This is a genomic window from Micromonospora lacuserhaii (assembly GCF_036902735.1).
Lineage (GTDB): Bacteria > Actinomycetota > Actinomycetes > Mycobacteriales > Micromonosporaceae > Micromonospora.
The window spans coordinates 30,263-55,090 of record NZ_JBAKHO010000002.1 but is presented as its reverse complement, the minus strand read 5'-3'; the positions used below and the strand labels follow the sequence as shown (position 1 = coordinate 55,090).

Annotated in this window: 16 protein-coding genes; 11 read left to right on the top strand and 5 right to left on the bottom strand. The window is 68.5% G+C overall.

Annotated features, from left to right (window positions below):
• The first annotated feature begins 10 nt into the window (after window positions 1-10).
• The 3 genes from V6U81_RS01610 (at window position 11) to V6U81_RS01600 (ending at window position 2,680) form a co-directional block, all read left to right on the top strand.
• Window positions 11-1,189, top strand: coding sequence for a hypothetical protein (locus V6U81_RS01610; protein ID WP_334483286.1), 1,179 nt, complete (start codon window positions 11-13; stop codon window positions 1,187-1,189).
• Window positions 1,190-1,299: 110 nt separating this feature from the next.
• Window positions 1,300-1,899, top strand: a complete 600-nt coding sequence (locus V6U81_RS01605) for a DUF6642 family protein (protein ID WP_334483283.1) — start codon at window positions 1,300-1,302, stop codon at window positions 1,897-1,899.
• A gap of 94 nt (window positions 1,900-1,993) precedes the next feature.
• Window positions 1,994-2,680 (top strand): hypothetical protein, encoded by a 687-nt coding sequence (locus tag V6U81_RS01600; RefSeq protein WP_334483280.1) that lies wholly within the window; start codon window positions 1,994-1,996, stop codon window positions 2,678-2,680.
• 89 nt (window positions 2,681-2,769) lie between these two features.
• Here V6U81_RS01600 and V6U81_RS01595 read toward each other — a convergent pair whose 3' ends face one another.
• Genes V6U81_RS01595 through V6U81_RS01585 form a run of 3 tightly spaced genes read right to left on the bottom strand, consistent with a single transcriptional unit; the run spans window position 2,770 to window position 6,217 of the window.
• On the bottom strand, window positions 2,770-3,009 hold the full coding sequence (locus V6U81_RS01595) for a DUF7662 domain-containing protein (RefSeq protein ID WP_420883949.1): 240 nt from the start codon (window positions 3,007-3,009) through the stop codon (window positions 2,770-2,772).
• Window positions 3,010-3,026: 17 nt separating this feature from the next.
• Entirely contained in the window at window positions 3,027-4,220 is a 1,194-nt protein-coding gene (locus tag V6U81_RS01590) for a restriction endonuclease (RefSeq protein WP_334483275.1), read from the bottom strand.
• 11 nt (window positions 4,221-4,231) lie between these two features.
• Window positions 4,232-6,217, bottom strand: coding sequence for a GmrSD restriction endonuclease domain-containing protein (locus V6U81_RS01585; protein WP_334483272.1), 1,986 nt, complete (start codon window positions 6,215-6,217; stop codon window positions 4,232-4,234).
• A gap of 940 nt (window positions 6,218-7,157) precedes the next feature.
• Here V6U81_RS01585 and V6U81_RS01580 point away from each other — a divergent pair.
• Window positions 7,158-7,373, top strand: a complete 216-nt coding sequence (locus V6U81_RS01580) for a hypothetical protein (RefSeq protein ID WP_334483270.1) — start codon at window positions 7,158-7,160, stop codon at window positions 7,371-7,373.
• Between the two features lie 92 nt (window positions 7,374-7,465).
• On the opposite strand, the gene V6U81_RS01575 is transcribed toward V6U81_RS01580, so the two are convergent.
• Window positions 7,466-8,782: a hypothetical protein gene (locus V6U81_RS01575; RefSeq protein WP_334483268.1), complete on the bottom strand. Its 1,317-nt coding sequence runs from the start codon at window positions 8,780-8,782 to the stop codon at window positions 7,466-7,468.
• A gap of 861 nt (window positions 8,783-9,643) precedes the next feature.
• On the opposite strand from V6U81_RS01575, the gene V6U81_RS01570 reads away from it, so the two are divergent.
• From V6U81_RS01570 to V6U81_RS01545, 6 genes are all read left to right on the top strand, one after another.
• Window positions 9,644-11,644, top strand: a complete 2,001-nt coding sequence (locus V6U81_RS01570; RefSeq protein ID WP_334483265.1) for a hypothetical protein — start codon at window positions 9,644-9,646, stop codon at window positions 11,642-11,644.
• Window positions 11,645-11,682: 38 nt separating this feature from the next.
• Window positions 11,683-13,740: a hypothetical protein gene (locus V6U81_RS01565; protein WP_334483263.1), complete on the top strand. Its 2,058-nt coding sequence runs from the start codon at window positions 11,683-11,685 to the stop codon at window positions 13,738-13,740.
• 94 nt (window positions 13,741-13,834) lie between these two features.
• Window positions 13,835-17,605 carry a BREX-2 system ATPase PglY gene (gene pglY / locus V6U81_RS01560; protein ID WP_334483261.1) on the top strand — a complete coding sequence of 1,257 codons (3,771 nt, stop codon included), beginning with the start codon at window positions 13,835-13,837 and terminating at the stop codon, window positions 17,603-17,605.
• Complete coding sequence (gene pglZ / locus V6U81_RS01555; RefSeq protein WP_334483259.1) at window positions 17,602-20,346, top strand: BREX-2 system phosphatase PglZ; 2,745 nt, start codon at window positions 17,602-17,604, stop codon at window positions 20,344-20,346. Before pglY ends, pglZ begins: the two co-directional genes overlap by 4 nt.
• Window positions 20,343-21,656, top strand: coding sequence for a BREX system ATP-binding protein BrxD (gene brxD, locus V6U81_RS01550; protein ID WP_334483257.1), 1,314 nt, complete (start codon window positions 20,343-20,345; stop codon window positions 21,654-21,656). The genes pglZ and brxD overlap by 4 nt, the downstream gene beginning before the upstream one ends.
• A complete protein-coding gene (locus V6U81_RS01545) occupies window positions 21,657-23,768 on the top strand; it encodes a DEAD/DEAH box helicase (RefSeq protein WP_334483255.1) in 2,112 nt (703 codons plus the stop codon).
• Here the strand turns inward: V6U81_RS01545 and V6U81_RS01540 are convergent.
• A complete protein-coding gene (locus tag V6U81_RS01540) occupies window positions 23,759-24,043 on the bottom strand; it encodes a hypothetical protein (protein ID WP_334483253.1) in 285 nt (94 codons plus the stop codon). The two genes, V6U81_RS01545 and V6U81_RS01540, sit on opposite strands and share 10 nt — an antisense overlap.
• A 257-nt stretch (window positions 24,044-24,300) precedes the next feature.
• Between V6U81_RS01540 and V6U81_RS01535 the strand changes: the two genes are divergently transcribed.
• The gene (locus tag V6U81_RS01535; protein ID WP_334483251.1) at window positions 24,301-24,771 is read left to right on the top strand and encodes a peptidoglycan-binding domain-containing protein; all 471 of its coding nucleotides are present in this window, start codon (window positions 24,301-24,303) and stop codon (window positions 24,769-24,771) included.
• Window positions 24,772-24,828 lie beyond the last annotated feature (57 nt).

Genomic DNA, 24,828 nt, shown 5'->3' with positions numbered 1-24,828 from the left:
AGGCGGTGGAATGTCGGACCTGACGGAAGAGTCAACCGGTGCCAACTGGTGGACGGCAGCCGAGGTGGCGGAGACCGCCGAAATGCTGGCATCCCGCAGGTCCCGGCTGTGGCAGCGGGTCGCGCCCGAGGACCTGGCCGCATGGGTGTTCGCCGATCCTGACCCGGTGCCGCTCCAGCCGGCGCCGAGTGACGTCGGCACGGACTGGGCGACCGGTCGCAACCGGACCGCCCGTCGCGCCTGGGGCCTGGCCGGTTGGGTCGCTCGGACGGCAATCCCGGAGGCGGCTGCGACTGCCGGGAAGACCTGGCATCTGTCGTACCTGGAGAACGACGGGCCCGCGGTCCTCCGACTGACGGTCGGGGTGCTGGAGATTCTCGGCCTCTACGAGGCCGGTGGGGTCGTCTGGCTGCGGGTACACGCGGGCCCCATCGTGCTGGCCATGGATGCCGGCGTCGCCGACCTCGAAGAGTGGGGGCGGCGTGGCATCGACGTGGAAAGGGACGGTACGAAGACACTGGCGGAGGAGAAGCTTCTACTGACCTGCCCGGATCTGGATACCGCATTCTGGCTGCTGCAACAGCCGTCCGTCGTCGCCGGGTTGCGGCTACTGAGCTCCTGGGTCGCCGCCGGGCCGTATCCGTTCGAGGGCCGTTACCGGCCGGAGGTGGCTGGCCGTGCCTGGCAGGCCTCGGCATCTCTCGACCCGTCGGATCGGGGCGACGGCCGTGACCAGGGCTACGACCGACCGTACGCCGGTCCCGCCATGACCGCCGATCTTCCGACGCAGCGCTCCTTCGACGCGGCGGCATACGGCGCCGGCGTGGCAGAACACGACCGGCTCTGCCGACTGCTGATCGATCACCTGCTCCGTTCCGGCGTACGAGCTGGAGCCGGGCTGGTCGGCATCCCCGTCGACCTGGCCTGGCGCGACAGTGCCGGGCGACCGATCATCGCCGAGGTGAAGAGCGTCGTCGGCGACAACGAGGTGGAGCAGCTCCGGTTGGGGCTCGGTCAGGTGCTCGAGTATCGGCATCGTCTTGCCGCACGTTCGGTCCCGGTGACGGCGGTGCTGTTGGTGTCCCGGTGCGGCGATCTGGCCTGGTGGGATATCTGCGCAGGTGGCGACGTGGTCCTGCTCTCCGCCGAGGACCCAACGACATGGACGCTCGGCGAGACCTCTGGCTGAACCGCTCGTCCGAGGCAGCGTGTGTCCGTAAGCTGACTTGCCGATCAATCGCTGCGTGTTGACCGCCTTGTTAGGGTCGGTGCTCCGACGGGCGAGGGGGCGGCTGCAACGTGGCAAAGCCGGGCGGCGTGTTCTGCGTGGAGGGTCAGTGGAACGACGACCTCGAAGAACGAGGCTCGGTGCTGCCGACACTGGAACTGCTCGAACGGCTCGGCGCGCTCCGCTACATCCACCGGGATACCGCCACGCCCCAGGAGCTGCGCTACTTCCTCGAACGATGGCTGTCCAAGAAGTACGCGGCCTACGAGGTAGGTTTCTTCGCGCTGCACGGCGCCCCCACTCAACTGCAGCTCTCCGACAAATACACCGTCGGGCTGGCGGAGATTGCGAGCTGGCTGTCCGGGCGGTGTGAGGGCAAGCGACTGTACTTCGGGAGCTGCTCCTCCCTGCGGGCCTCCGACATCACGCTCGCCGAGTTCCTACGCGAAACCAAAGCCTCGATGATCTGTGGGTTCACCAAGAACATCGACTGGATCGAGTCCGCCGCGTTCGAGACGGTGGTCCTCAACCGACTCGTCTCCAGCAGCAGGGCCAACGGCATCGAGCAGCTGATGAAATCGGAGCGCTGGGCCCCGCTGGCTCGGCACCTGGGTTTCCGGGTGGTCTACCGCAACGGGGTCTCGTGGGAGAGCGCAGCTTCACGTCGATGACACGTCTCCGTCCCCACTCGACATCGGCCGACGGCGGGATGTTGTCGTACCCGTGCGCTTCGCTGATCGGGCCGCACGACGGGGAGGAAGGCGAATGAATCAGACGGACTGCCCGCCGGGCCATGCCGAGCTGCTGGCCGCCCAAGTGCTCAAGGTGCTCGGCCCCGCCGACGCCTGGCGGCCGGCGCCGTCTGGGTATCCGGACAGCCTCGCCCTGTGCATCCTCGATGCCATTTGGTCGATGGGCGTGCGGTACGGCGCGGTGGAGAACGTCGTGCGCCGTTATCGGGACGTACGACGGGCCGGTGGTGGAGACGTTGACCGGGACGGAGCGTCAGACCTGCTCCGATGCATCGAGACTCTCCACGGGGCCGACGCGTTCGCGGAGCGTCTGCGGAACCGGCAGCGGGTGTCGACGCACGCGAATGCGGTGCGGAAGGCCGAAGCGGTCCACCGGGCGGCTCAGGCCCTGTGCCAGGCCGGGGTAGAGACGGTGGAGGACCTCCGGGCTGCGACGACCAGTCCGGATGAGGCCCGGGTGAAGGGCCTGTGGCTGGCGCTGCCGGGGCAGGGCTCTGGTATTTCCTGGCACTACCTGCTCATGCTGGCCGGTCTTCCCGGGGTCAAGCCGGACCGGATGATCTGCCGGTTCGTGGGCCGGGCCCTCGGCCGCAAGCGGGTCCCACCGGCGGAGGCCGCCTGTCTCGTCAAGCGCGCCGCCGTGCTCCTCGACGTGTCACCCACGAGGCTCGACCACGAGATCTGGCGATACGAACGCTAGGGCGGCAGGTTGGCTCGACCGCGTGCCGTGGCCGTCGGATCCACCTCCCAGCCGGCGGCCACGCCGCAAGCCTCGCCTGAGAGCCCGGTTCAAAGCCGCGGCACGAAGCGAACCCGCTGTCGGGGAATGTCCGCGTGCGCGTCGAACCCGGCGTCACCCCACGACCGGCAGTGCGAGTGGGTCTCGTCGCCGTTGTTCCACCAGGCTGCGTAACGGTAGGCCGAGTTCGGCAGGCCGCCCGGCACCAGGTCCGACACCTCGGCGAAACTCAGCTCCACCGCGCCGGACCGTCGACGGAGATGGTCCCGCAAGAGGTCGTACTTTGCCACGGCGCTCCATTCGCTTCCTATTTGCCGGCCGAGGTGTTCGTGTCCAGGACGACGAGGATGGCCGCGGCGGTCTGCTCGATCCAGTCGATGGTCTTGGTGGCAGTCGGCGCGTCGATGGCGCGCTTCCTGGCGGGGTTGCCAGGGTCCTCGTCGTACTCGTGAGCGATCTTGTGGCGGCGCTGCACTATCTGACGTAGCTGGTCCTGGACCTCGGCCCCGGTGAACGAGATGCCGTCGCCACTCTGCTCGGTGAGCACCTTGGCGACCCTGTTCCAGAATCCGTTGACATCGGCAACCAGCGCGAAGCCTTCCCGGATCTTGTCCGGGTGTTGGTAGACGAGGTGGCCACGGTCGCGCAATTGCTGGTCCAGCGCGTCGACCAGGGTGGCTTTGCCCATGTGCACCTGTTCGACCAGCCCCAGGGAGATCTGGAAGGCTGCGAAGGCCTGTGGCTTCTCTGTGCCGGGCTGCGCCGCCAGTCGAAGCATCCGGGCTCGGATCTCCTGGCGTACCCAGTGGTCCAGCGCCGCGACGCTCTGCACCCAAGCGGCACGGAAGACATCCGAGATCTCGAACGCGCCGACCTTGAGCAGGGCCAGGTGCTGGCCGGCGGTGGCGAGACTGCGGGCGTAGTTGAGGTTCCGCTGAAGGTTGGCGAAGGGCCCAGACATCTCATCCGGCCGGGCTGCGGCGACCACCTCAGGTGGGATGACGACCGCGTCAGGTACCGGTTGCGGGTCGCCAGCGAGCCGTTGAAGACGAGCGACGGTCTCGGCTTGATTAATGCGGTAGACGGTGGTCAGGGTAGGCAGGGCGAGCAGCTCACGCTCCACCGATGCGCGGGGCAGATCGGTACGCGCCCAGGTCACCGCCCGCACATGACCAATCCCGGCGGCCAAGTCCTGGCGAAACTCGTAGGCACCCGTGATCCGACCGAGCGCCACGTCCGGACTCGATCGGCGCAGCAGGAGCACGACGTCGCCCGGGGCCATGCGGGCTCGGAAGGCGAGGAGCTGGATGGAGTATCCGTCCGCGGCCTGGTACGCCACGGATGGATAGGCGGCCAGCACCCGATTGCGGATGGCAGTGAGTGTCGTCGCCTCGCTGAGGTCACCGGTCGCCGACCAGCCCACAGCGATCAGATTCTTGTCGAGGGCCAACTCCTCGTAGCTGTCGTCCCGTCCCGCCCGGACGATCCACGCCTGCGCCATGTTTCCCTCCCTCAATCGGTGCTGGTCACGGGGAACTCGATCCGGTCGCCGCTCCATGGAGCCGGAGCCAGCGGCGGAGCCGCCGACAGGGGTTGCGAAGCGAGTCGCTCACGGTCGAACACCGCACGCCACTCCTCTGGAGTGCCGGTCACGAGGAAGGGGCCGATGGGAACATGGAGAGAGTCCTCCATCATCTGGACCGGCACGGATTCACCCGCGATAGTCACGTCACTGTCGATTCCGGCGATACGAGCCGACTCGATGGCGGCTTCCAGCTCTGTCACACTGGCCGAGCCGATCCAGGAGATTCCGTCGCCGGTGGCGGTGAAGACCATCTGCCCGTCGTCGCGGCGGCTCTCGTAGAGCGCGAGATCCAGCGAGTTGCCGGCGTTCGGGTCGGCTGGCCCGGCCGGCACCTCATCCAGGAACTCCGGCCGGAACCGGTCGAGCAGGGCGTTCATCGCGTCCGCTAACGTGCGGCGTCGCTCGACCAGGAAGCGGGCATAACCGTCCGCGTCGCGCAGGGGCTCGTCCAAAGGCACGCAGTGCGCTCTGAGCTCCTGTTCTTCCAGCGTGGGGAAGTACTCGGCGGGGCTCCTGCCGTTGATCTGCTTGTTGGCCTTCGTCGAGATGAAGACCAGGTTGGCGAGGTCGTTGACGACCCCCTTGTCGAACCGATCGTCGAGCGTCGTGGGTGGATGGACGTGGTGGTGCTCGAGTTTCTGCCCGTCATCGTGTCCGGGCAGGATCTCGGTGCCGTACCACCAGTCCCGTGCGCCGTTGGCCAGCGAGACCAGAAGACTGAGGAAGAAGTACGGGCTCTCTTTCGTGCGTCCCCGCAGCGCGCGATCGGTCACCTCGGCACGCGAGTGCTCCACCTCGAGTCCCTCAAGCAGCGCCCGCACCGGATCGGACTGGCGGACGGCCCGAATGTCCTGGCTCAACTTGGTGTCCGTGGAGATGCTGTAGCGGGTCTGGATCGTGGCAAGGAGCAGCCAGTAGACGATGCCGTCGGTGGTCGTCCGGTCGATCGGCTCGTCATCCCGCTCGCCGAGCAGCACGACCAGCGGGATGAGGACGACCATAGATGGGAACGGATCGGAGCGGGTGAGCCCTAGATTCGCCTGGAGCAGCGGCACCAACCGCCGAAGACCTCGTTTGACAACCTCCCAGCCCCGTTCTAGCTCCACATCCTCCGTCTGTCGGAGGCGGCTGTGCGACCAGATCGAGAGTCCTCGTCCGAGCACCACCCCGGCCAGGGCGCGGGAGAGGAAGTTGACGTCGACGTCCGCGTAACCTCGCTGCGCCCAGTACTGCGCCTCGTCCTTCAGCCTGGCGAGCACGCCAGTCCAGCGGGTCGAGAGAGTCGCCATGGCGAGGTCGAGGGTGCCGAGCCGGCGACCGCCGCTGTTGACCCGCACGAAGATCTCGGCGACCTCGTCGTACGGGAAGCCCTTGAGCACCTCCATCACGAACCGTCGGTCTCGCAGCCGCTTGATCTGGCTGAGACGGTCCTCGATGTCGTGGTCAGGCAGAGTGGAACCCGCTTCGAGTAGTTGCTTGGTGAGCCGCAGCATGCTGGCCTTCGGGTCGAGCACATCCGCCACTTTGATCCACTTTGGGTCGCGCTGGGTGGCCGCGCTCTGGTTCTGAAACTTCTGGGTCTCGACGTTGAAGACCACCTGCGCCTCCGGGTGGTCGTTGAAGACCCGGTGCAGCGACGTCAGTCGCTGTTGCCCGTCGAGGAGGAACAGGGGAGGACGGAGTGGACTGATTTCGGCACCACTCACGGACATCTCGCGGGTCTGCGGAGTGTCGTCGGTCTCCCAGAACAGCAACGAGCCGAAGGGGTAGCCCCGGTAGATCGAGTCCATCAGTTTCGCTACCTGTGTCGGCTTCCAGACATATTCCCGCTGGATCTCCGGCAGGAGGATCTCGGCGTTGGAAATCTGGTCGATGAGTTCACCGATGGACCGGTCGATCCTGTCTACGTGCATGCACAGCCCTCTTCGTCGTGGCCGGACGTTTGTGCAGGCCAGCCAGCTCCCCGCATGGTGAACCCGTGGCAGCGACTCGCCGGTCCCGTGCGGTGACGCAGGGGCGACGCTCCGAAAGGGTTCGATGTTTACTACCCTGCCACGATTGCGGTGTCCACCCCGCTCTCGGGCGAACTGTCCTCCGAATCGACGAGCGGGAGTTACGTCTGAATCCTTCAGGGTCCCTCCCACATCCCCACGATGAGGGCATCCGGCGTGCGACGCTGTCGCCGAGGCGACCACCCCGGGTGCCGGGACGGTGTCGTCAACCAGCCCGACCGCCACCTGGACCGGTGGGCCGTTCGCGGTGCCCAACGCCACGGCGACGACCGGCACGCTGACGTGCAACGCCGCCGCGCCCTGTGACGACTACGCACTCACCGTTGACGTCCCGACAGGGTACGACGCCGCCAACGACCTGAAGATCAAGGTGAGCCGGCTTAACTCCGCCGCCGACTTCGACGTCTACCTGTACGACAGCAGCGGCGCCGAGGTGGGGCAGGCGGCCTCGACCGCCGACCCGGAGACCCTGGTAGTGCCGCCGGTGGCCGGTCGGTACACGGTGCGGATCGTGCCGTTCCCCCCTGGGCGAAAGCTACTCGGCGACCGCCGAGCTCGCGGCGAAGCCGGCCGCCCCCGGCGCCAGGGCCGGTGGGTGCCGCCTCCTTCACCAACAAACCCGGCACCGGGACGCTGCCGCGCGCCCATGACGCCGGAGAGCCGTCGATCGGGGTCAACTGGAAGACCGGCAAGATCATGTACCAGGCGTACACCGACACGTACCGGCTTTCCTTCGACGACACGAAGTCCCCGGCCACGGCGGCGTGGGAGGACAAGAGCGCCCACCTGCCCAAGTGCACGGCCAACGCCTCGCTGGACCCGATCCTCCGGCGGGCGGCTGGTGGTCACGGCGGTGACGCCGGGCGACTTTCGCTCGACCCTCGCGTTCATGCAGCGGGCCCACCCGGCGGGACTGACGCTCAAGGACAGTGAGGTCGAGGACCGCGGCGCGGTGTCGAACTTCGCCGGCAAGGGTTTGGTCGGGCGCTGGACGCTGCGCGAGATACCGGACTGCGATGGCGACACCCTGGTCACCGTGCTCGTGGCCAGGGCCTGACGGAGGCGCCGAGGCCGAGCAGCACGCCGCTCGGCCTCGGCCAGGCCCCTTGAAGAGCCGAGGTGGTCAATCAGTTTGCGCGCGGCGTCCGGTCAGGCAGCGACTGGAGGGAACACTACGAGCGATCCGTCACTGCTTCGTTCGATCTCGATCGCAACGTCAGCTTGGTGGATTCCCACGTTGAGGCCATCGCCCAAGGCGTGGAGACGATATGCGGCTCTGAGCAGGTCGTCGACCTCGCCCTGCGTGAACATGATGCTTCGGAAGCCGCCGTGCCGCCGCAACTCGAGAGTCGACAGTCGAAGTAGGACCGAGTTGATGCCTGATTCCAACTCGTCGACCCGACGCTCGTCGTCCTGCAAGGTGGCGATAAAGCTCTTGAACGGATTGTTCGTTCCCGCCTGTTGAGCGTGTTCGACCGCTTGGAGCACGAGCACCCGGCGTTTGAGAGCAATGGCGAGTCGGGCAAGCTCCAAGTGTGCGCGGAATGCGCCGCCTTCCTCGTTGATGCCGGGGAACGAAGTCGTCAACGCACCGACTTCAACCGGGCCGTCGGGCAGTTTGGCCAGCGCCTTTTGCCATTCTGTAAGCCGACGCTTGGTTCGTTCGATCGCCGTGCTGATCGCGAACGACGAGGAATCCAGTCCCAACGATAGGCCGATCCTGCCCTGGTCGAGGAGGACCGAGGTCGCCTTGTCGATCGCGTCACGACAACCGTCCAGCTCGCTGCGTTCCCTCTCGAGGTTGTCCTCGTGCAGCTGCTCCAGGAGGTCGGTGATCCGCTCGATCGCTTTCTGGCGTTGGTGATCAGCGTAGGCGCTGACGCCGACCGCGACGGCCATCAGCACGAGTGGCGCGGCCACTGTCAACGCTCCGGCGCTGGCCACGGCCACACCCGCTGTGGTGGCCGAGCCGGCTGCGGCACCCGCAACGGCGGTCTTGCCGGCAACGGGCACAAACGTGGCCGCGCCTGCGATGCGGCCGGTGGAGTTGACGAGCGCGCCGCGAATCCCTCCGGCAGCTGCCTTCGCAGCCATGGGCCGCACAAGTCCTCTACCGAACTGTGCGGCGACCTTTGCCGGTACCACCATTCGGTAGAGCACGTCACCGGTAGCGGCGACGTTCAGCGTCGGAGGCGCTGACTTCGCCGTCTGAGTCACGAGTTGCGACAACTGCTGAGCGAGGGGACTGGCGGCGTGAAGCGGAATACCGCCGTTCCGGTCGCGTCTGGTTGATATCGGATGCGCTTCCAGCGTGGCGATCGGGGAATCAGCGAGTGTGGCCAGGACTGTTCTCAGTTCTCCGAGTCGGGCCGGTGTCATGCCCTCATCGCCCAGCACGGCCGGCACGCTCACGGCCTCCGTGGCGAGTGTCCATACTGGAACGGTTGCCTTGTTGTCAGTGGTCACGTCTTGTCCCCTCCCGAACTGACGTACACCATAGGTGGTGGTAGCGACACCAACAACAACCTCAGCCGCAGACCGCAGTCCTTGCCTGGTGTCACCGCTCATCGTTATCGGGCTCTTCGGACATTTGGTGGGGTGGTGAGGCTCGCCGGGTGATGGTCGGCGGGAGGGGTCGAGGTTCGCGTTGCCTCGGCATGGCGGGACGCCGTCCGGGACATCGAACGGACAGCACGAGCACTGCCGAATCCGCCAATCGACCTTCCTGAGTTGAGACGCCGCGCCGACGAGGGGCGAGACCGCTTCTACCACGCCGCTCGTGGCAGTCTGTCCCTCCGCGGCGGATCAGTATTGGCTGTTGTCCCGGGTACAAGAAGCGGGCCTGCGGCGGCAGCGCATGACCGTTGGTCCGGTGGCCTTCCTCCGGCTGAACGTACGCGGCGATGAGGTGCGGCTCAGGTTGGCCCTGCACGACGACGGCGACCCGGTCAGCGTCGGCTGAGGGACCCGGGCTGGGAGGGGCGGCCCACCCCGCCCGGCCTCGGCCCCGGGACGTCCAGGCCCTTGTCGACGAGCCCGTCGCGCGCGCCAGGAAGTAGCGGTTCCTGCTCCACTTCAGATATTGACGGAGCGACGGATTGCTGACCGCTGACCTGGCTGCGGTGGATTGCCCAACCACTCGCTTGCCGAGCAGGTCGGCGACTGCGGCGGCGCCGGCGCTTCGAGCAGGGGTGGAACTCCCGCCCGAGCAAGTGAAAGGAACTCGACTGTTGTCAGCCTTCCGTCACTCTCCACAGTTGTCGGGCTGACCCGCCTCCGTCAGGGTGTGGCTGGACGACCAACTCGCCACGGGCATCTGGAGTCAACATGGCTGACAGCAAAGTGGAACCATCCCCTTCGAAGTCGAATCCGATTCCAGCCCCTTCGAGGCCGGATCCGATTCCAGCCCGTTCGAGGCCGGATCCGATTCCAGCCCGTTCGAAGCCGGATCCGGGCATCGTCCAGGCGTCCGACTCGCCCATCGGCTTTGTTCAGGCTCCCGCGGATCGCTTGGTCCGCAGCGCGACCTTCATCCAGGCGTCCGATGCGTTGACCAACCAGGCCCGGGGAATAGCCTACATCGGCGATGCTTCAATGCGCGGCCACGTCGAATCCCTTGCCGCCGCGTCGTCAGGTACCGAACGGGCGTTGATGCAGGGCGAAGAATTTCAAGATCTCGGATACATGCTGCTGGATCAGATACGCCTCCGGCCGGCTGGCGCGGTGGTCGGCGACCTGCAGTTCACGATGGGCCTCGCACCAAAGGAGCGCATGGTCCTGACGCAGAAGGCGTGGACCAAGAGAAACGTTTCCCTGGAGGAGGTCCTCAGCCAGTCCGAGGAGACGTCGATCGAATACTCAAGCGCGTTCTCCACGGAGATTGGTGAGAACACCGAGCATCAGCAACAAGAGCAGCAGTCACAAAGCCTGAGCGCAAGCGTGTCGGGCGGGTATGGTCCGGTCTCCGCCTCGGTCGGCTACGCGGCGTCCGCCTCTCAGGCGCAGACCGCCACCGCTCAGACGACGGCAAGCCAGGCGCGCGAACAAACTCGGAAGACCGCGGACAAGGCCAAGAAGGAACACCGCATCACGTTCAGCGTGCAGACGGAAACGGGGATCGAGAACCTCTCGCAGCGGACCATCGAAAACCCCAACTCTTGTCACTCCCTGATGCTGAACATCTACCGCGTGCATCAGAAGTTTGCGGTGTCGCAGGAGCGGTGGGGTATCCGGGCGTGCTGGGCACCCTGCATACAGGACCCCGGAAGCGATGTGCGACCGAAGCCGGGGCAGCAGGCCGGCATGACCGACGCGGACCGAGCCACGCTGGCTGACGTGGCGAGCTGGATTCCCCCGGACCTTCCGGCGCCGCCGGGCGATGAAGTCCTCGAATCCGGCTGGTCCGAGGTGGTGCACTCGGGAGTGTTCGGATTCCGCGCGGACGTCAAGACAGAAATCACGGTACCGGCGGGCAAGGTTCTTGTTTCCCTTGATGCCGAGCGCCATCCCGACACGCAGTGGGGCAGCCTGGGGTGGCCGTGGGACCACACCAACCCGGGACCCGGATCGACCGGTGGGCAGGAGATCTGGTGGCACGTCGGTCTGAAGGACTGCAATCCGGTTGGGTGTCCTGAGCCGCGGATGCAGATCAGGACCAAATACACAGTGGGTCCGAGCAGTGACGCCCTCGCGGCCTACGCGGACACGCTTCGGCAGCGTCGGGAGGCGGAATACCAGCGTCGCCTCCAGATCATCCAGGAGCGCCTGAAGCAGGAATCGACTCCCGCCTCCGAGGGCGGCGCCTTTGATCCCTTGACCGAGCTCATGCGCCGGGTCGTCGGGGGTATCGAGAGAGACAGCTACAACAGCTGTTCGGAGGTTGTTCGCTGGCACGACGCCTTCGAATGGGAGAACGCTGCGTACGAGCTGTATCCAACGTGGTGGCGGGGTTGGGCGCCGAATGGGGAGCAGAGCCGGAAGACCGACTTTCTCAATGCCTCCTGGGCGCGTCTCTACATCCCGATCCGAGCCGGGATGGAGGAACTGGCATTCGAGCTCCTGTACGGCCAGGGCGGGAAAGACCCAGGACTCCAGAAATTCATCGGGGATCTGCGTACCTACCGGACGGAGGCGTTCGGTCAGCCCGGTGCCGAGAGAGTGATTGAGCTTGCCTCGTGGGATGAACTCATGCCGACGGACGGCACCTACCTGGAGCCGGTACTCGGGGTGAACAACGCGTGTGAGGAGTCGCTTCTCGCCCTGATGGAGGCGGAACGTGGTCTGATCGAGGCGCAGGCGAAGGCGTTGAATCCGGGTCGTCCGAAATGAGTTCTCCGCCCGGGGCGGGGAACTCGTCCACCAGGCTCGTGACGGATGCCCTGACCGAACTCGGCAGGTACGCGCCGACCGTCAGCGAGATCCGTGACGCCTACCTGAGTCTGCACAAGTCGCTCAGCGCCGCCTACGTGTCGGCATTCCGGTTGATCGCAAACACCGACCGCGGGCGATACGTCGAGACGTTCCGGGCTGACCACCAAAAGAGCAGCAAGGTGCTCACCGAGGCGGTCGGGGTTCTGCGAGGGGCCAGAGAAGTTCCCGGGCTCGTCGAGGATCTCGCGAAGTCGATGCAGGTGGCGACGGCTGTGTGCTCATCGGCGCAGCCGCCGCCGGCCTTGGCGTCGTTGCTTTTCCTCGGTGACCCCTCGGTCGGATACGCACAGTCGTTGCTGGGTCGGTCCGCCGGCCCCTTCCAGGTGGCTTTCGAACGGTACTTGCGGGCCGCCGCACCACGGTTGCTGGCGCTCGGGCGAGGCAAGCCTCGCCCGTTTGACGCGCCTGATTCGCCGTTGACCCAGTACCAGGCCGCCCTGGCGCACCTTGTCGTGGCCAACTTCGCCTTCCTCGCCGTCTACGCCGCGCTGCCCGCGAGGGCGCTGTACGAGTCGGTGGACGGCAACGCCGGCGCGCGGGCGGCTGTCACGAAACTGGGTGGGCATCTGCGCGGCGCCGACGGGCGCGAGTGCACGGACGCCGATCTGCTCGGGTTCGTCTCCACCGCCGGGTCACTCTCCGACTTCGAGACGGGCCTCTGGTTGGGTCTCGGCGTGAACCAGTCGACCAACTCGCAACCCCTGGCCGGGCTGCGCGACCTCTCCACCGACCTTCTCCTGGCGGAGGTCGGTCGTGAGGACAGGAAGGTCCGTGGCCTGGCCGGTGATGCCCTGGAAGGCTGGAAACTGAGCGACAAGAGCGGGAACCACCTGCCGTCCGTGGCCGGCGGCGGTGTTGACCGCTTCAATCCCACCTGGCCGCGCATCGTGGAGCGGTCCAAGTCATACGTTCTGTCGGGGAGCGCGAGACGCGCTGATCCCCTGGTCGTCATGCACGCGATGCCCGGCACTCAGCTCGGGCTGCTCGTGGCGGCCTCCCTCTACAAGAAGGCAGCGCGATTCGTCGTGCCGAGCAACGCCTCGCCGCCGGACCTACCTGCTCCCACCGTCAACGCGGGATCACTCGAGTTCGGCGGACGACACCAACCGCACGACACCCACAGGAGCGGCGCGGAGATTGATCTTGACCTGACAGACCTACCGAATCTTAAGAACTTTCAGCTCCCCAGGGCGACAACCGTCATCGCCAGGGCGCAGCAGGATGGAGGCGAATTCGCGTTCGATGCGATGACCCAAGGTGATGTCACCTCGTTCATGCGGCATGTCGTGTGGTTTTCGCTGCTCAAAGATGCGATCAACGCGGCGGCCGTGGGGCCGGGTCAACCGTTCGACTCCTTCCGGCCGCCGAACTTCGACAGCTACGCGACAGCTGATCCGGACCCGAATTCAGAACGGGAGCCGCACCGTCTCCGGCCGCCCGACAGCGCTCGGACCGTCGCACAAGCCCGCGCCTTCGGTCTCAGCGTCCTCCTGAGCGGAACCAGTTGGCTTCTGTTCGGAGATCCGTGGGTCTTCGTCGACTGCTTCCGGCGACTCAATGCAGCCCACACCACGCTTGAGGAGAAAGTCGGCAAGGACGTCCTCAGGCCGCTTGGATGGCCGGACGTGGAGAAGGTGCGAGTGGAGCCGTACGTCCATCACAATCACTGGCACGCGGAGTGGAAACTGCGGCTTGACCGGGCCAAACCTCGCGAGCCCAAAGATGTGCAGACGGCACCCGGACCCGATGTGTTCGCCTGGGCTCCTGTCTGGCGGGCTCTCGGCCTCGAGCTGCAACCGCTCAAGGATCTCCTTGCCGAGATCGGCGGACAGAGCCCGGTGGCCGCCCCACAGTGCAAAGAATTGATCAGTCTGTTGGAGCGTCGCTGGTCGGCCGCCGAGCACCTACCCGACCTTTTCGGCATCATCTATGGCGGAGACAGCGAGGGCGACCGCGAACTTCTGCGCGACACCGACCACACCGGCTCCCCGTGATCGCGTCGGCCGGGGCGCTCCGGCCCCGTTCGGAGTCCGAATGGAGGCCGTGTGGCTACCTGCGGCCCGTTCGGTCCTCGGTACGGTATGCAGCATGTCTTCGCCCACCCCTGCGCCGCTGCTCCGGGAGTTCATCGAGATCCCTGAGCGCACGAGCCAGAGCGACTTCGTGCTCAAGCTCGCCGACAGTGTCGCCGACGCCGACGCCACCCTCCGCGATTACGTCGTCACGGATCGGTTGTTGGGCAACTTCGACGAGGCGCTCGGGCTGATCCGCTCCGCGGTCGAGGGGCACGCCTCCAAGGCCGCCTACCTGCACGGCTCCTTCGGCTCCGGTAAGTCGCACTTCATGGCGGTGCTGCACGCGCTGCTGCGCGGCGAGGCGGCAGCCCGGGGCCGCGACGAGCTGGCCCCGCTGGTCGCCAAGCACAGCGTCTGGCTGGACGGCCGCAAGTTTCTGCTCATCCCGTACCACCTGCTCGACGCCCGCTCGCTGGAGCAGCGGGTGCTCGGCGGCTACGTCGACCGGGTCCGCGCCCTGCACCCCGACGCGCCCATCCCGGCGGTACACCGCACCGACGCGCTGCTGGATCAGGCCGCCTCGCTGCGGGAGAAGATCGGTGACAAGCAGTTCATCGACGGCCTGCCCGGCGGCGACGTCGAGGACGAGTGGGGCGAGAGCGAGACCTTCTGGACGTCCGAGCGGCTGGACCAGGCGTTCGCCGGCGCGTACTCCGACGAGCTGCGTCGCAAGCTGGTCAACGACCTGCTGACCAGCTGGAACAAGGGCTTCTTCAGCAACGCCCGGGAGGACGCCGAGGCGTTCGTCTCGCTCGACCGCGGCCTTACCGAGATCAGCCGGCACGCCAAGGAGCTCGGCTACCACGGCCTGATCCTCTTCCTCGACGAGCTCATCCTCTGGCTGGCCAACTCCATCGGCGACCAGCAGTTCGTCTCCCGGGAAATCCAGAAGATCACCAACTTCGTCGAGGGCGGCGACACCCGCCGGCCCATCCCGGTGGTCAGCTTCATCGCCCGCCAGCGTGACCTGCGCGAACTCGTCGGCGAGGAGGTCACCGGCGCGAACGAGCTCACCTACCAGGACACCCTCAACCTGGCCAGCGGCCGGTTCGACGTGATCAAGCTGGAGGACCGCAACCTCCCGGAGATCGCCCGCCGCCGGCTGCTCAAACCCCGCGACACCACGGCCGCCGCGGCGATCGGAAAGGCCTTCGACGCCACCACCAAGGTACGGCGGGAGGTGTTCGACACCCTGCTCGGCACCGACTCGGGCAGCGGCGCCGACATCGACGCCTTCCGGTCCACGTACCCGTTCAGCCCGGCGTTCCTCTCCACCCTCGTGCACGTCTCCAGCGCGCTGCAGCGCTCCCGGACCGCGTTGAAGCTGATGCGCCAGCTGCTGGTCGACCGCCGCGACACGCTGCGCCTTGGTCAGCTCGTCCCGCTCGGCGACCTCTACGACGTGATCAGCAGCGGCGGCGACCAGCCGTTCACCGAGAAGCTCAAGGCCGAGTTCGAGATGGCCCAGAAGCTCTACGACCTGAAGCTGCGCCCCTACCTGCTCAGCCAGTACGACCTCACCGACGACGATCTGGAGGCCGCCCGTCGGGGCGCCGTGCTGCCGGGCGAGGTGGCCGGGCGGGTGCGCGCCTTCACCGGCGATGACCGGCTGGTGAAGACGCTGCTGCTGGCCGCGCTCGCGCCCAGCGTGCCGGCCCTGCGGAACCTGACCGCCCGGCGGCTCTCCGCGCTCAACCACGGCAGCATCACCAGCCCGATCCCCGGCGGTGAGGTTGCCCAGGTCAACCGGAAGCTTACCGACTGGGCCGGCCGGTTCGCCGAGATCCGCATCGGCGAGGGCGACGACCCGATCGTCTCGCTGGAGCTGGTCGGCGTGGACGTCGACAGCGTCCTCGCCACCGCCAAGCACTACGACAACGAGGGCGCCCGCAAGCACATCGTCCAGCGGCTGCTGTGGCAGCAGCTCGGTGTGCCGTGGAGCGACTCGTTCTTCGCCGAGGCTGGGCTGAGCTGGCGGGGCAGCCGCCGCGTCATCGAACTGGTCTACGGCAACGTGCGCGACGGCAACGACATCCGCGACGAGGCGTTCCACCCGAACGACCCGACCGCCTGGCGGATGATCATCGACTATCCGTTCGACGACGGCAGCCACGGCCCGGCCGACGACCGGCAGCGGGTGCAGGAACTGATCAGCCGTACCGCATCCCGCACGGTCTGCTGGATCCCCGCGGCGCTGACTGTCGAACGCCGCACCGAGCTGGGCAAGCTCGTCATCATCGACAAGCTGCTCGAAGGGCAGCGCTTCGACAGCCACGCCGAGCACCTCAACCCCGACGACCGGCGCCGCGCGCACGGCGCGCTGACCAACCAGCGCAGCGCGCTGCTGGCGAAGATGCAGGCCGTGCTGCGCCAGGCGTACGGGCTGGCCGCCAAGCAGCCCACCGACGTCGTCCTCGGCTTCGACGACCACCTCCAGTCGCTCACCCGCGCGCTGGAACCGAAGCTGCCGATGGGCGCCACCTTCAACGACGCGCTGCGCAGCATCGGCGACCAGATGCTCAGCCAGCAGTACCCGGCGCACCCGGACTTCGACCCCGACCGCAAGGGCGACCCGATCCGCCTTGCCGACGTCAAGGTGGTGCTCGACCACGTCCGCCGAGCGGTCGAGTCCCCCGAGGGGCGCGTCGAGGTCGACCGCACCCACCGGCAGACCGTGCGACGCATCGCCAACCCGCTCGGCCTGGGCACCATGCACGAGGCGGCCTTCGTCATCGAGGGGGAGTGGGTCCAGCACTTCCAGCGCAAGGCGTCCAGCGAGGGCATCAAGGGCGAGCTGCGGGTGGCCGACCTGTTGGGCTGGATCGACGACCCCAAGCCGCGCGGCCTCGACCCGATGGTCGCGCAGCTCGTCGTGGCGACCTTCGCCGAGCAGACCGACCGTGCCTTCTACTTCCATGGCAGCGAGGTGATCCCCGCTCCCGAGCTGGGGAAGATCACCGCGGATCACACGCTCCGCGAGGAGCGGCTGCCCAGCGAGGAGGACTGGCAGTCGGCCCGCGCCCGCTCCGCTGCCATCTTCGGCGTCCAGCCGCTCGACCTGCGGCGGGGCCGGCTGGTGGCGCTCTTCGGCCGCGACCTGACGACCCAGGCGCACCGCCTCCGGGAAGCCGCTCACGGGCTGGTCGCCCGCCTGGAACAGCACGCCACCTGGCTGGGTATCGACAAGGAGGCCGGCACCGGACGGCTGGCCACCGCCCGGGCAGCCGCCGACCTGCTGGAGGCGTTGGCCAACGGAGGGTCGGCGGTGGAGACCGTCGAACGGCTCGCCCGTGCTGAACTCGCCGGCCCGGCCGACCGGACCGGTAAGAGCATCATGAGCGCGGCACAGGTCTCGGCGGCGCTCGCCGCCGCGCCCTGGGACACCTTCGAGATCGTCGCCGGGCTGCCCGAGCCCTACGCGGCCGAGGCGGCGGCGATTCTCGCCGAGCTTCGCCGGGTGGCCCAGACCGACGAGCTGACCGCCCCGCTCGCCCCGGCCCTGCGCCGCGCCCAGACCGACTCCACCGCCCTGATCCGCCGCGCCACCCGAAAGCCGAACGTCGTCCACGTGCCCGAACGCGACGAGGACACGGCCGACCTCGTCCATCCGCGCCGCCCGATCGACCAGGTCACTCCCCGGGTTCCTGAGGTCTTGGTCGACCAGCCGAGCGGGCGGATCTCGGTGCCGGCCGGCGACCTTGACCGAGCTGTGGAGCAGCTGCGCGCCTTCGCCGCTGACCAGGGCGACGCGACCATTGAGGTGACCTGGAGAATCGTGCCGTGACTCAGGCACCCGCGCCCTCTCAGGCGCTGCGGATCAACCCGGTGGCGCTGCGGCAGAAGGTGACGCAGCAACTCGACCGGCACCGCAACGGTGACGCGTACCCGGTGATGGTCGTGCGCGCGGAGCCGGCCTGGCCGCACGACCCGGCGATGCTGCTGCCCGGCGGACGCCAGGCCCGGGTCGTGCCGTGCGTGTCGCCGCTGGCCATCTGGGAGCACCTCGCCGCCGACCGCGGCGACGAGGTGCTGGTCCTGCTCACTGACATTCCCGAGTCCAGCCTTGGCCACGGGGTGCGGAGCCGGATCTTCCGGCAGCGGGTGATCACCGTCGAGCCCTGGGACCTGGTCGTGGACGCCTTCGGCGCCCAACTGCCCGACAGCGCCCTGGAGCGGGAAGGCTGGGCCGGTGAGGCGCTGCTCGACGCGATGCCGCCCGCCGGCTGGCCGAAGCTCACCACCTCCGTGCTCACCCGCGATGTGGCGCTGCGGCACCTCGCCGCCGTACGCCTCGGTCTGGACCGCCGGGGTGACAGCCCCGACGACCTGGACGTGACGACGCTGCTGCGGTGGAGCGCCGAGCCGGGGGCGGTCGAGGCGTTCGGGCTGCTCCGGGAGGGGGAGCGCGACGGCCTGGCCGGGTGGCTCATCGAACAGTTCGGGCGGCCCGCCAAGGCGCTCTTCGCGCTCATCGCCGCCGGGCACGGCGGCGACGCGCTTCCGCTCGGTCTGGTCTGCGACGCCCTCTGGACCACCGACACCGCCGAGGCGGTACGGGCGCAGGGGCGCATCGACCAGTACTTCGGCAACCTCAACGACGACGCCACGTTACGCGGGTTCGCCGACGCCACGGTTCAGGTGGCTGGCGGGATGCTGACCGCCCCGGACCGGGAAACGCGGCTGCAGGGACACGCGGTGCTGGACCGGGCGGAGGAACTGCTCATCCAGTTCGGCGCGGTCGGCAGCGCCGGCCACAGCCCGATCCTGCGGGCCGGCTTCACCCAGCGGATCAACGCCGCCGCCGAGGCGCTCCTGGCCGGCTTGAGAAAGCCGGGGGACCCGGCGCTCGAAGCGGCGGTCGAGAGTCTCGCAGGCCATCGGCTTGCCGACGCGGAAGCCGGGCGGATCCGTCGGATCCGGATGGCCCACCGGCTCGTCCGTTGGCTCGACGCCCAGGTAACTCCGCCCGCCAGCGTCGCTGACGGCGTGGACCGCCAGATCGCCGAATGGGGTTGGGTCGACCTCGCGCTCAACCACGTCTGGGCGGGCGAGGACGTCCACGCGAAGCTGCAGCGCGCGTTCCGCGAGATCCACGAGCGGGCGCAGGAGCGGCGGCGGGACCTCGACGACGCGTTCGCAATGCGCCTCGCCGCCTGGTCGACCACGGGTCCGGGCAACGATGGCGGCCTGCTCACCGTGGAGAACCTTCTCGCGCGCGTCGTCGACCCGCTGGTCCGCGCCGACCGGCCGGTGCTGCTGGTCGTCCTGGACGGGATGAGCGCGGCCGTCGCCGTCGAACTCGCCGACGAACTGTCACAGCACTGGGTCGAGTACGACCCCCTGGCCGGCAGCGACCGTGGCCGGCGACGCGGCGTGGTGGCCGCTCTGCCGACCCTGACCGCAGTCTCCCGCACGTCGCTCTTCGCCGGCGCCCTGCGCGTCGGCAACCAGGGCAACGAGACGCGGATGTTCAACGAGGGCCGATGGGGCAGGGACGCCCAGATCTTCCACAAGGGCCCGGCCCGTGGCTCAGCCGGTGAGGTCTACGCCGGGGAACTGGCCGAGGCGGTGGCCGGCGCGACGCGACTTGTGGCTGTCGTCATCAACACCGTCGACGACTCGCTGGCCCACGGACGTGAGGGCGACGAACCGGGCTGGCAGCTCGGCGATCTCGGCTTCCTGAGCAGCCTGCTCGACCAGGCCCGCTCCTCCGGACGCGCGGTCATCATCACCAGCGACCACGGACACGTCCTCGAGCGCGGTGGCCAACTGGTCAAGGCGGCCGACGCCGCCTCCGCCCGACACCGCGCCGGACCCGGTCCGGCCGGCCCCGGAGAGGTCGAGTTGAGCGGTCCACGGGTGGTCGCTCCGGGAAACCGGATCATCGCCCTCTGGGACCCGCTGCTGCGCTACCGCCCCAGCAAGGCCGGTTACCACGGCGGCGCATCGCTGGCCGAGGTGACCATTCCGCTGCTGGCCTTCCTGCTGCCGAATGTGACCGACACCCCGACCGGTTGGATGCCGGTCGAGGGGCGTCAGCCCGACTGGTGGCAGGCGGCGGCCCCGGTCCCCATAGTGGCGGCCGCGTCGCCTCCCGCACCCGCTGCATCGAAGTCGCGCCGGAAGCCGCCTGCCGTTGCTGGGGACGCGCTTTTCGACGTACCCGAAGCGGCGCCAGCACCCCCTGTGGCGTCTGCGCCGCCCGGCGGCGATCTGGTCACCGCACTGCTGGCCACCGAGCTCTTCCAGGCGCAGCACAGCCTGACCCCGCGACGGGTGGAGACCAAGAAGATCGAGGCCGCGTTGCGGGCGCTGGTCGAGGCCAAGGGCGTGCTGTCCGTGGCCGTGCTGGCGCAGCGGGCCGGCGAGGTGCCGGGCCGAGCGGTCGGTTTCGTCAGCACGCTCCAGCGGATCTTCAACGTGGACAACTACGCGGTGCTGTCGTTGATCGACAACTCGCGGACCGCCCGGCTGGACATCCCGCTGCTGCGGGAGCAGTTCCGGCTGCCCGGAGGGGCGACATGAGCGCGGCCAGTCCCGCCCGACGGCGGGAGGTCATCGATGCCCTGCGCCGGGGCGCGGTGCCCTCGGCCGGGCTGGACCTCTTCGCCGTCGGCCTCGACCGGTTCGTCACCGCCGTGGGCGAGGATCTGGACACCGTCGCCGCCGGCGGCTCGGTCTTCAAGGCCGTCCGGGGTGAGTACGGCTCGGGTAAGACGTTCTTCACGCGGTGGATCGCCGAGCAGGCCAAGCGGGCCAACCTCGCCATTGCTGAGGTGCAGATCTCGGAGAACGAGACGCCGCTGCACAAGTTGGAGACCGTCTACCGGCGGCTCACCGAGCGGCTGACCACGTCGACGTTCCCGCCCAGCGCGCTCCGGCCGGTCGTGGACGGCTGGTTCTACGCCCTGGAGGAGGATGTCCTCGCTCCCGGAGAGGTCAGTCCCGACGACGAGGAAGCCCTCGACCGCGCCGTCACCGCGCTGCTCGACCAGCGCCTCGCCGCGGTCAGCCGCAGCGCACCCGCCTTCGCCGCCGCGCTGCGCGGCTACCGCGCCGCCACCACCGCAGGCGATCCGGCCACGGCCGAGGCTGTACTGGCATGGCTCGGTGGCCAGCCGCACGTCGCCGCCTCCGCCCGCCGGGTGGCCGGCGTACGCGGCGACCTCGACCACTTCGCCGCACTGAGTTTCCTGCAGGGCCTGCTGGCGGTGCTGCGCGACAGCGGCCACCCGGGCCTGCTGCTGGTGCTCGACGAGGTGGAGACGCTGCAGCGGGTGCGCTCAGACGCTCGGGACAAGGCGCTCAACGCGCTGCGTCAGCTGATAGACGAGGTGCACTCCGGCCGCTTCCCAGGGCTGTACCTCGTCATCACCGGCACACCGGCCTTCTATGACGGGCCGCAGGGTGTCCAGCGATTGGCGCCCCTGGCCCAGCGGCTCGCCGTTGACTTCACCACTGATTCACGGTTCGACAACCCGCGCGCGGTGCAGATCCGCCTTGCCGGCTTTACAGTCGAGTCCCTGGTCGAGCTGGGCGGGCGGGTACGCGACCTCTACGCCGACGGGTCCGCCGCGCCGGACCGGGTGTGTCGCCTGGTTGACGACGCGTACCTGGGAGAACTGGCCCGGGCAGTCGCCGGCGGGCTTGGCGGCAAGGTCGGCGTGGCACCACGCCTCTTCCTCAAGAAGCTGGTGGGGGAGGTTCTCGACCGGGTCGACCAGTTCCCCGCATTCGACCCGCGGCGGGATTACGCACTGACGCTGTCCGCCACCGAGATGACCGACGTGGAACGCAACGCCACCAGCGCCGACGAGATCAGCCTGGACGTCTAGGTGTCCGCGGAGCTGCTCCACCCGGTAGTGCTGCACCACGTGGTGAACTCGTTGCAGTGGCCGGCGCTACGGCCGCTGCAGGAGGCCGCCGTGCAGCCGCTGCTCGACGGCGACGACGCGCTGCTGCTCGCGCCGACCGCCGGCGGCAAGACCGAAGCCGCGATGTTCCCCCTGCTGTCCCGGATGGCTCAGGAGAACTGGTCCGGCACCTCGGTGCTCTACGTCTGCCCGCTGAAGGCGCTGCTCAACAACCTGCTTCCGCGAGTGGAGAACTACACCGGCTGGTTGGGCCGCCGGGCGGCGCTCTGGCACGGCGATGTCACCATGGGGCGCCGCCGAACGATCCTCCGGGAACGGCCGGACGTGCTGCTGACCACCCCCGAGTCGTTGGAGTCGATGCTGGTCAGCACCGCGGTGGACCACGACGAGTTCTTCCGGCACCTGCGCGCGATCGTGGTGGACGAGGTGCACGCGTTCGCGGGCGACGACCGAGGGTGGCACCTGCTGGCGGTGCTGGAACGGCTCAGCCGGGTGGCGGGCCGGCCGGTCCAGCGGATCGGGCTCTCCGCGACAGTGGGCAACCCCGATGAGCTGCTGAGCTGGCTGCAGGGCGCGGGCCGGGGACAGCGGCCCGCGCGGGTGGTGGCACCCGATCTGGCGGTCACAGCACGATCCGTCGCACCACCACCTGGCGAGGTCGAGCTCGACTACGTGGGGTCGGTGCACAACGCGGCGAAGGTGATCGCGGCGCTGCACCGAGGCGAGAAACGGTTGGTGTTCTGCGACTCGCGGGCCCTGGTCGAGGAACTCGGCCAGAAGCTGCGCGCACTGGGCGTCACGACGTTCCTCTCCCACGCGTCACTCTCCGTCGATGAGCGGCGGCGGGCCGAGGAGGCGTTCGCCCAGGAACGCGACTGCGTCATCGTGTCGACCAGCACCCTCGAGTTGGGCATCGACGTTGGCGACCTCGACCGGGTCATCCAGATCAATGCCCCGCGCAGCGTCGCCGCCTTCCTGCAGCGGATCGGCCGGACCGGCAGGCGCCCCGGCAGCAACCGGAACTGCCTCTTCCTCGCATTGGACGGCGACGGACTGCTGCACGCGGCGGGGCTGCTCAAGCTCTGGAGTGAGGGGTGGGTCGAAGCCGTCGTCCCACCGCCGGAGCCGCGACACATCGTCGCTCAGCAGCTCCTCGCGCTCTCGCTTCAGCAGCACCGGTTCGGCGACCAGCTGTGGCCGGAGGAGTGGAACGGCCTGGCCCCCTTCGACAAGAGTGCCGACGTCATCGTGCGGCATCTGGTCGAGCAGGGGTACCTCGACTCGGACTCCGGGATGCTCTTCATCGGTCCGGAAGCCGAGCTGCGGTTCGGTCGCCGGCACTTCATGGACATGCTCGCCGTCTTCACCGCTCCGCCGCAGTTCACCGTGCTCTCCGGGCGTACCGAGATCGGCCGTACCGACCCGGCGTTGCTGACGGCCAAGGTGCAGGGACCGCGCCTGCTGCTGCTGGCCGGGCGGAGCTGGCGGGTCACCTACATCGACTGGAAGCGGCACCGCTGCTTCGTCGAGCCGGCCGAGAACGGTGGCAAGGCGCTCTGGATGACCGGCGCTTCGCCGCAGGGCCTGTCGTACCGGATGGTCCGGGCGATGCGCGACGTGCTGCTCGGTGCCGACCCGCCGGTCGCACTCACCGCTCGGGCAACGACGAGGCTGGCTGCGCTCCGTGACGATGCCTCCGCCACGGTCCACCCCGGCGGCCCCGTGGTGGTTCGGGACAAGGACGGCGAGGTGCGCTGGTGGACCTGGGCAGGGTTCCGGGCCAACGCCACCCTGATCGCCACGCTCGGAGACCTGGCCGACGCGACGCAGCGCTACGACGACGCGGGCATCCGGCTGCGCCCCGACCTCGACCGGCAGTTGTGGCGGGCGGCAACGGCGGACGCGGCGGAACGGATCTGTCTGCCGGACGTCTCCGAGAAGGCGGTCGCCGGGCTCAAATTCAGCGCCGCCCTACCTCGGCGCCTGGCGACCGCCACCCTCGCGGCCCGGTTCGCTGATGTCGAGGCAGCCGCTGCTGTCCTCCGCGAACCTGTCAGGTTCGCCTACCTCTGACATGTCGAGGGCGCTTCAGGTCGGCTCTGGCCGCTCGGGCACACCTCAACCGCTCGGGGACGAGCCCTCATCAGGTCGGACAGGGCTCGGTGCGGAAAACCGTGCCGGACCTGGTACGCCTCGTGCCCCTCGTCGGAGCGCAGGTCCGCGCCGTAGCGCACCAGCCTGCGCATCCGGACGAGTTCGTGGAAGGCGACCTCGCCAGCCGCCACCAGCTCCGGCGTGCCGGACATCAGCAGCCGCTTCCGGGCCAGGTACGCCCCGGACTCCGTCATCGCCCGATCGGCATCCAGCTGTCTCGCGGTCGGAGCTGCCCGGGTACGCCGTGCACCCGCACACGCAGGGCGGCCGGAACCGCGCGCGGTTTTCGCGGATTCGTTGGGTGCGGGCGACCGCACCCGATGACTAGCGTCGATCGCACGAAGCACGGGTCATCACGATCGCACAGCGCACGAGGAATCAGCGGTTGCCGACACCGTAGGTGCCTGCGGGAATCCCTTACGCACCACTTTGTCGATCGCAGAGTCTGATCATGCGAACGTTCTCGGAGAGGAACAACATGAACTGGAAGCGAACCCCCGCGGTCGCCGTCGCGCTGAGCATGTCGCTCGCCGGCTTGGCGTTCGCCCAGCCGGCCCAGGCGGCCAACTCCAGCATCACCCCGTACTGCATGGCCAACATGTACGTCATGACGTACAGCGGGAGTTCCACCGACATGCCGATGTGGTGCCGCGTCCAGGCCGGACCGGCGGCGAGCTACGGCTACACCGGACCTGCCGACGGGTACCCCGGGGTGAACACGTGGAAGGGCGTCCAGCGGTACCTGACGGCCAAGAATGTCTACAGCGGACCGATCGACGGCGTCCCCGGCAAGTACACCTACATGGGCATCCAGCTCATCGCCCGAGATGGCGGCTACCAGGGCCTGATCGACGGTATCCCCGGCCCCAACACCTGGCGCGGCTTCGACCAGGCCATCCGTACCGGGTGGTTCGGACTCTGACAGCCGGCGGGTGGGTGCCGGGCCGGCGACCGTCGGCCCGGCATCCACGCGGTTCGT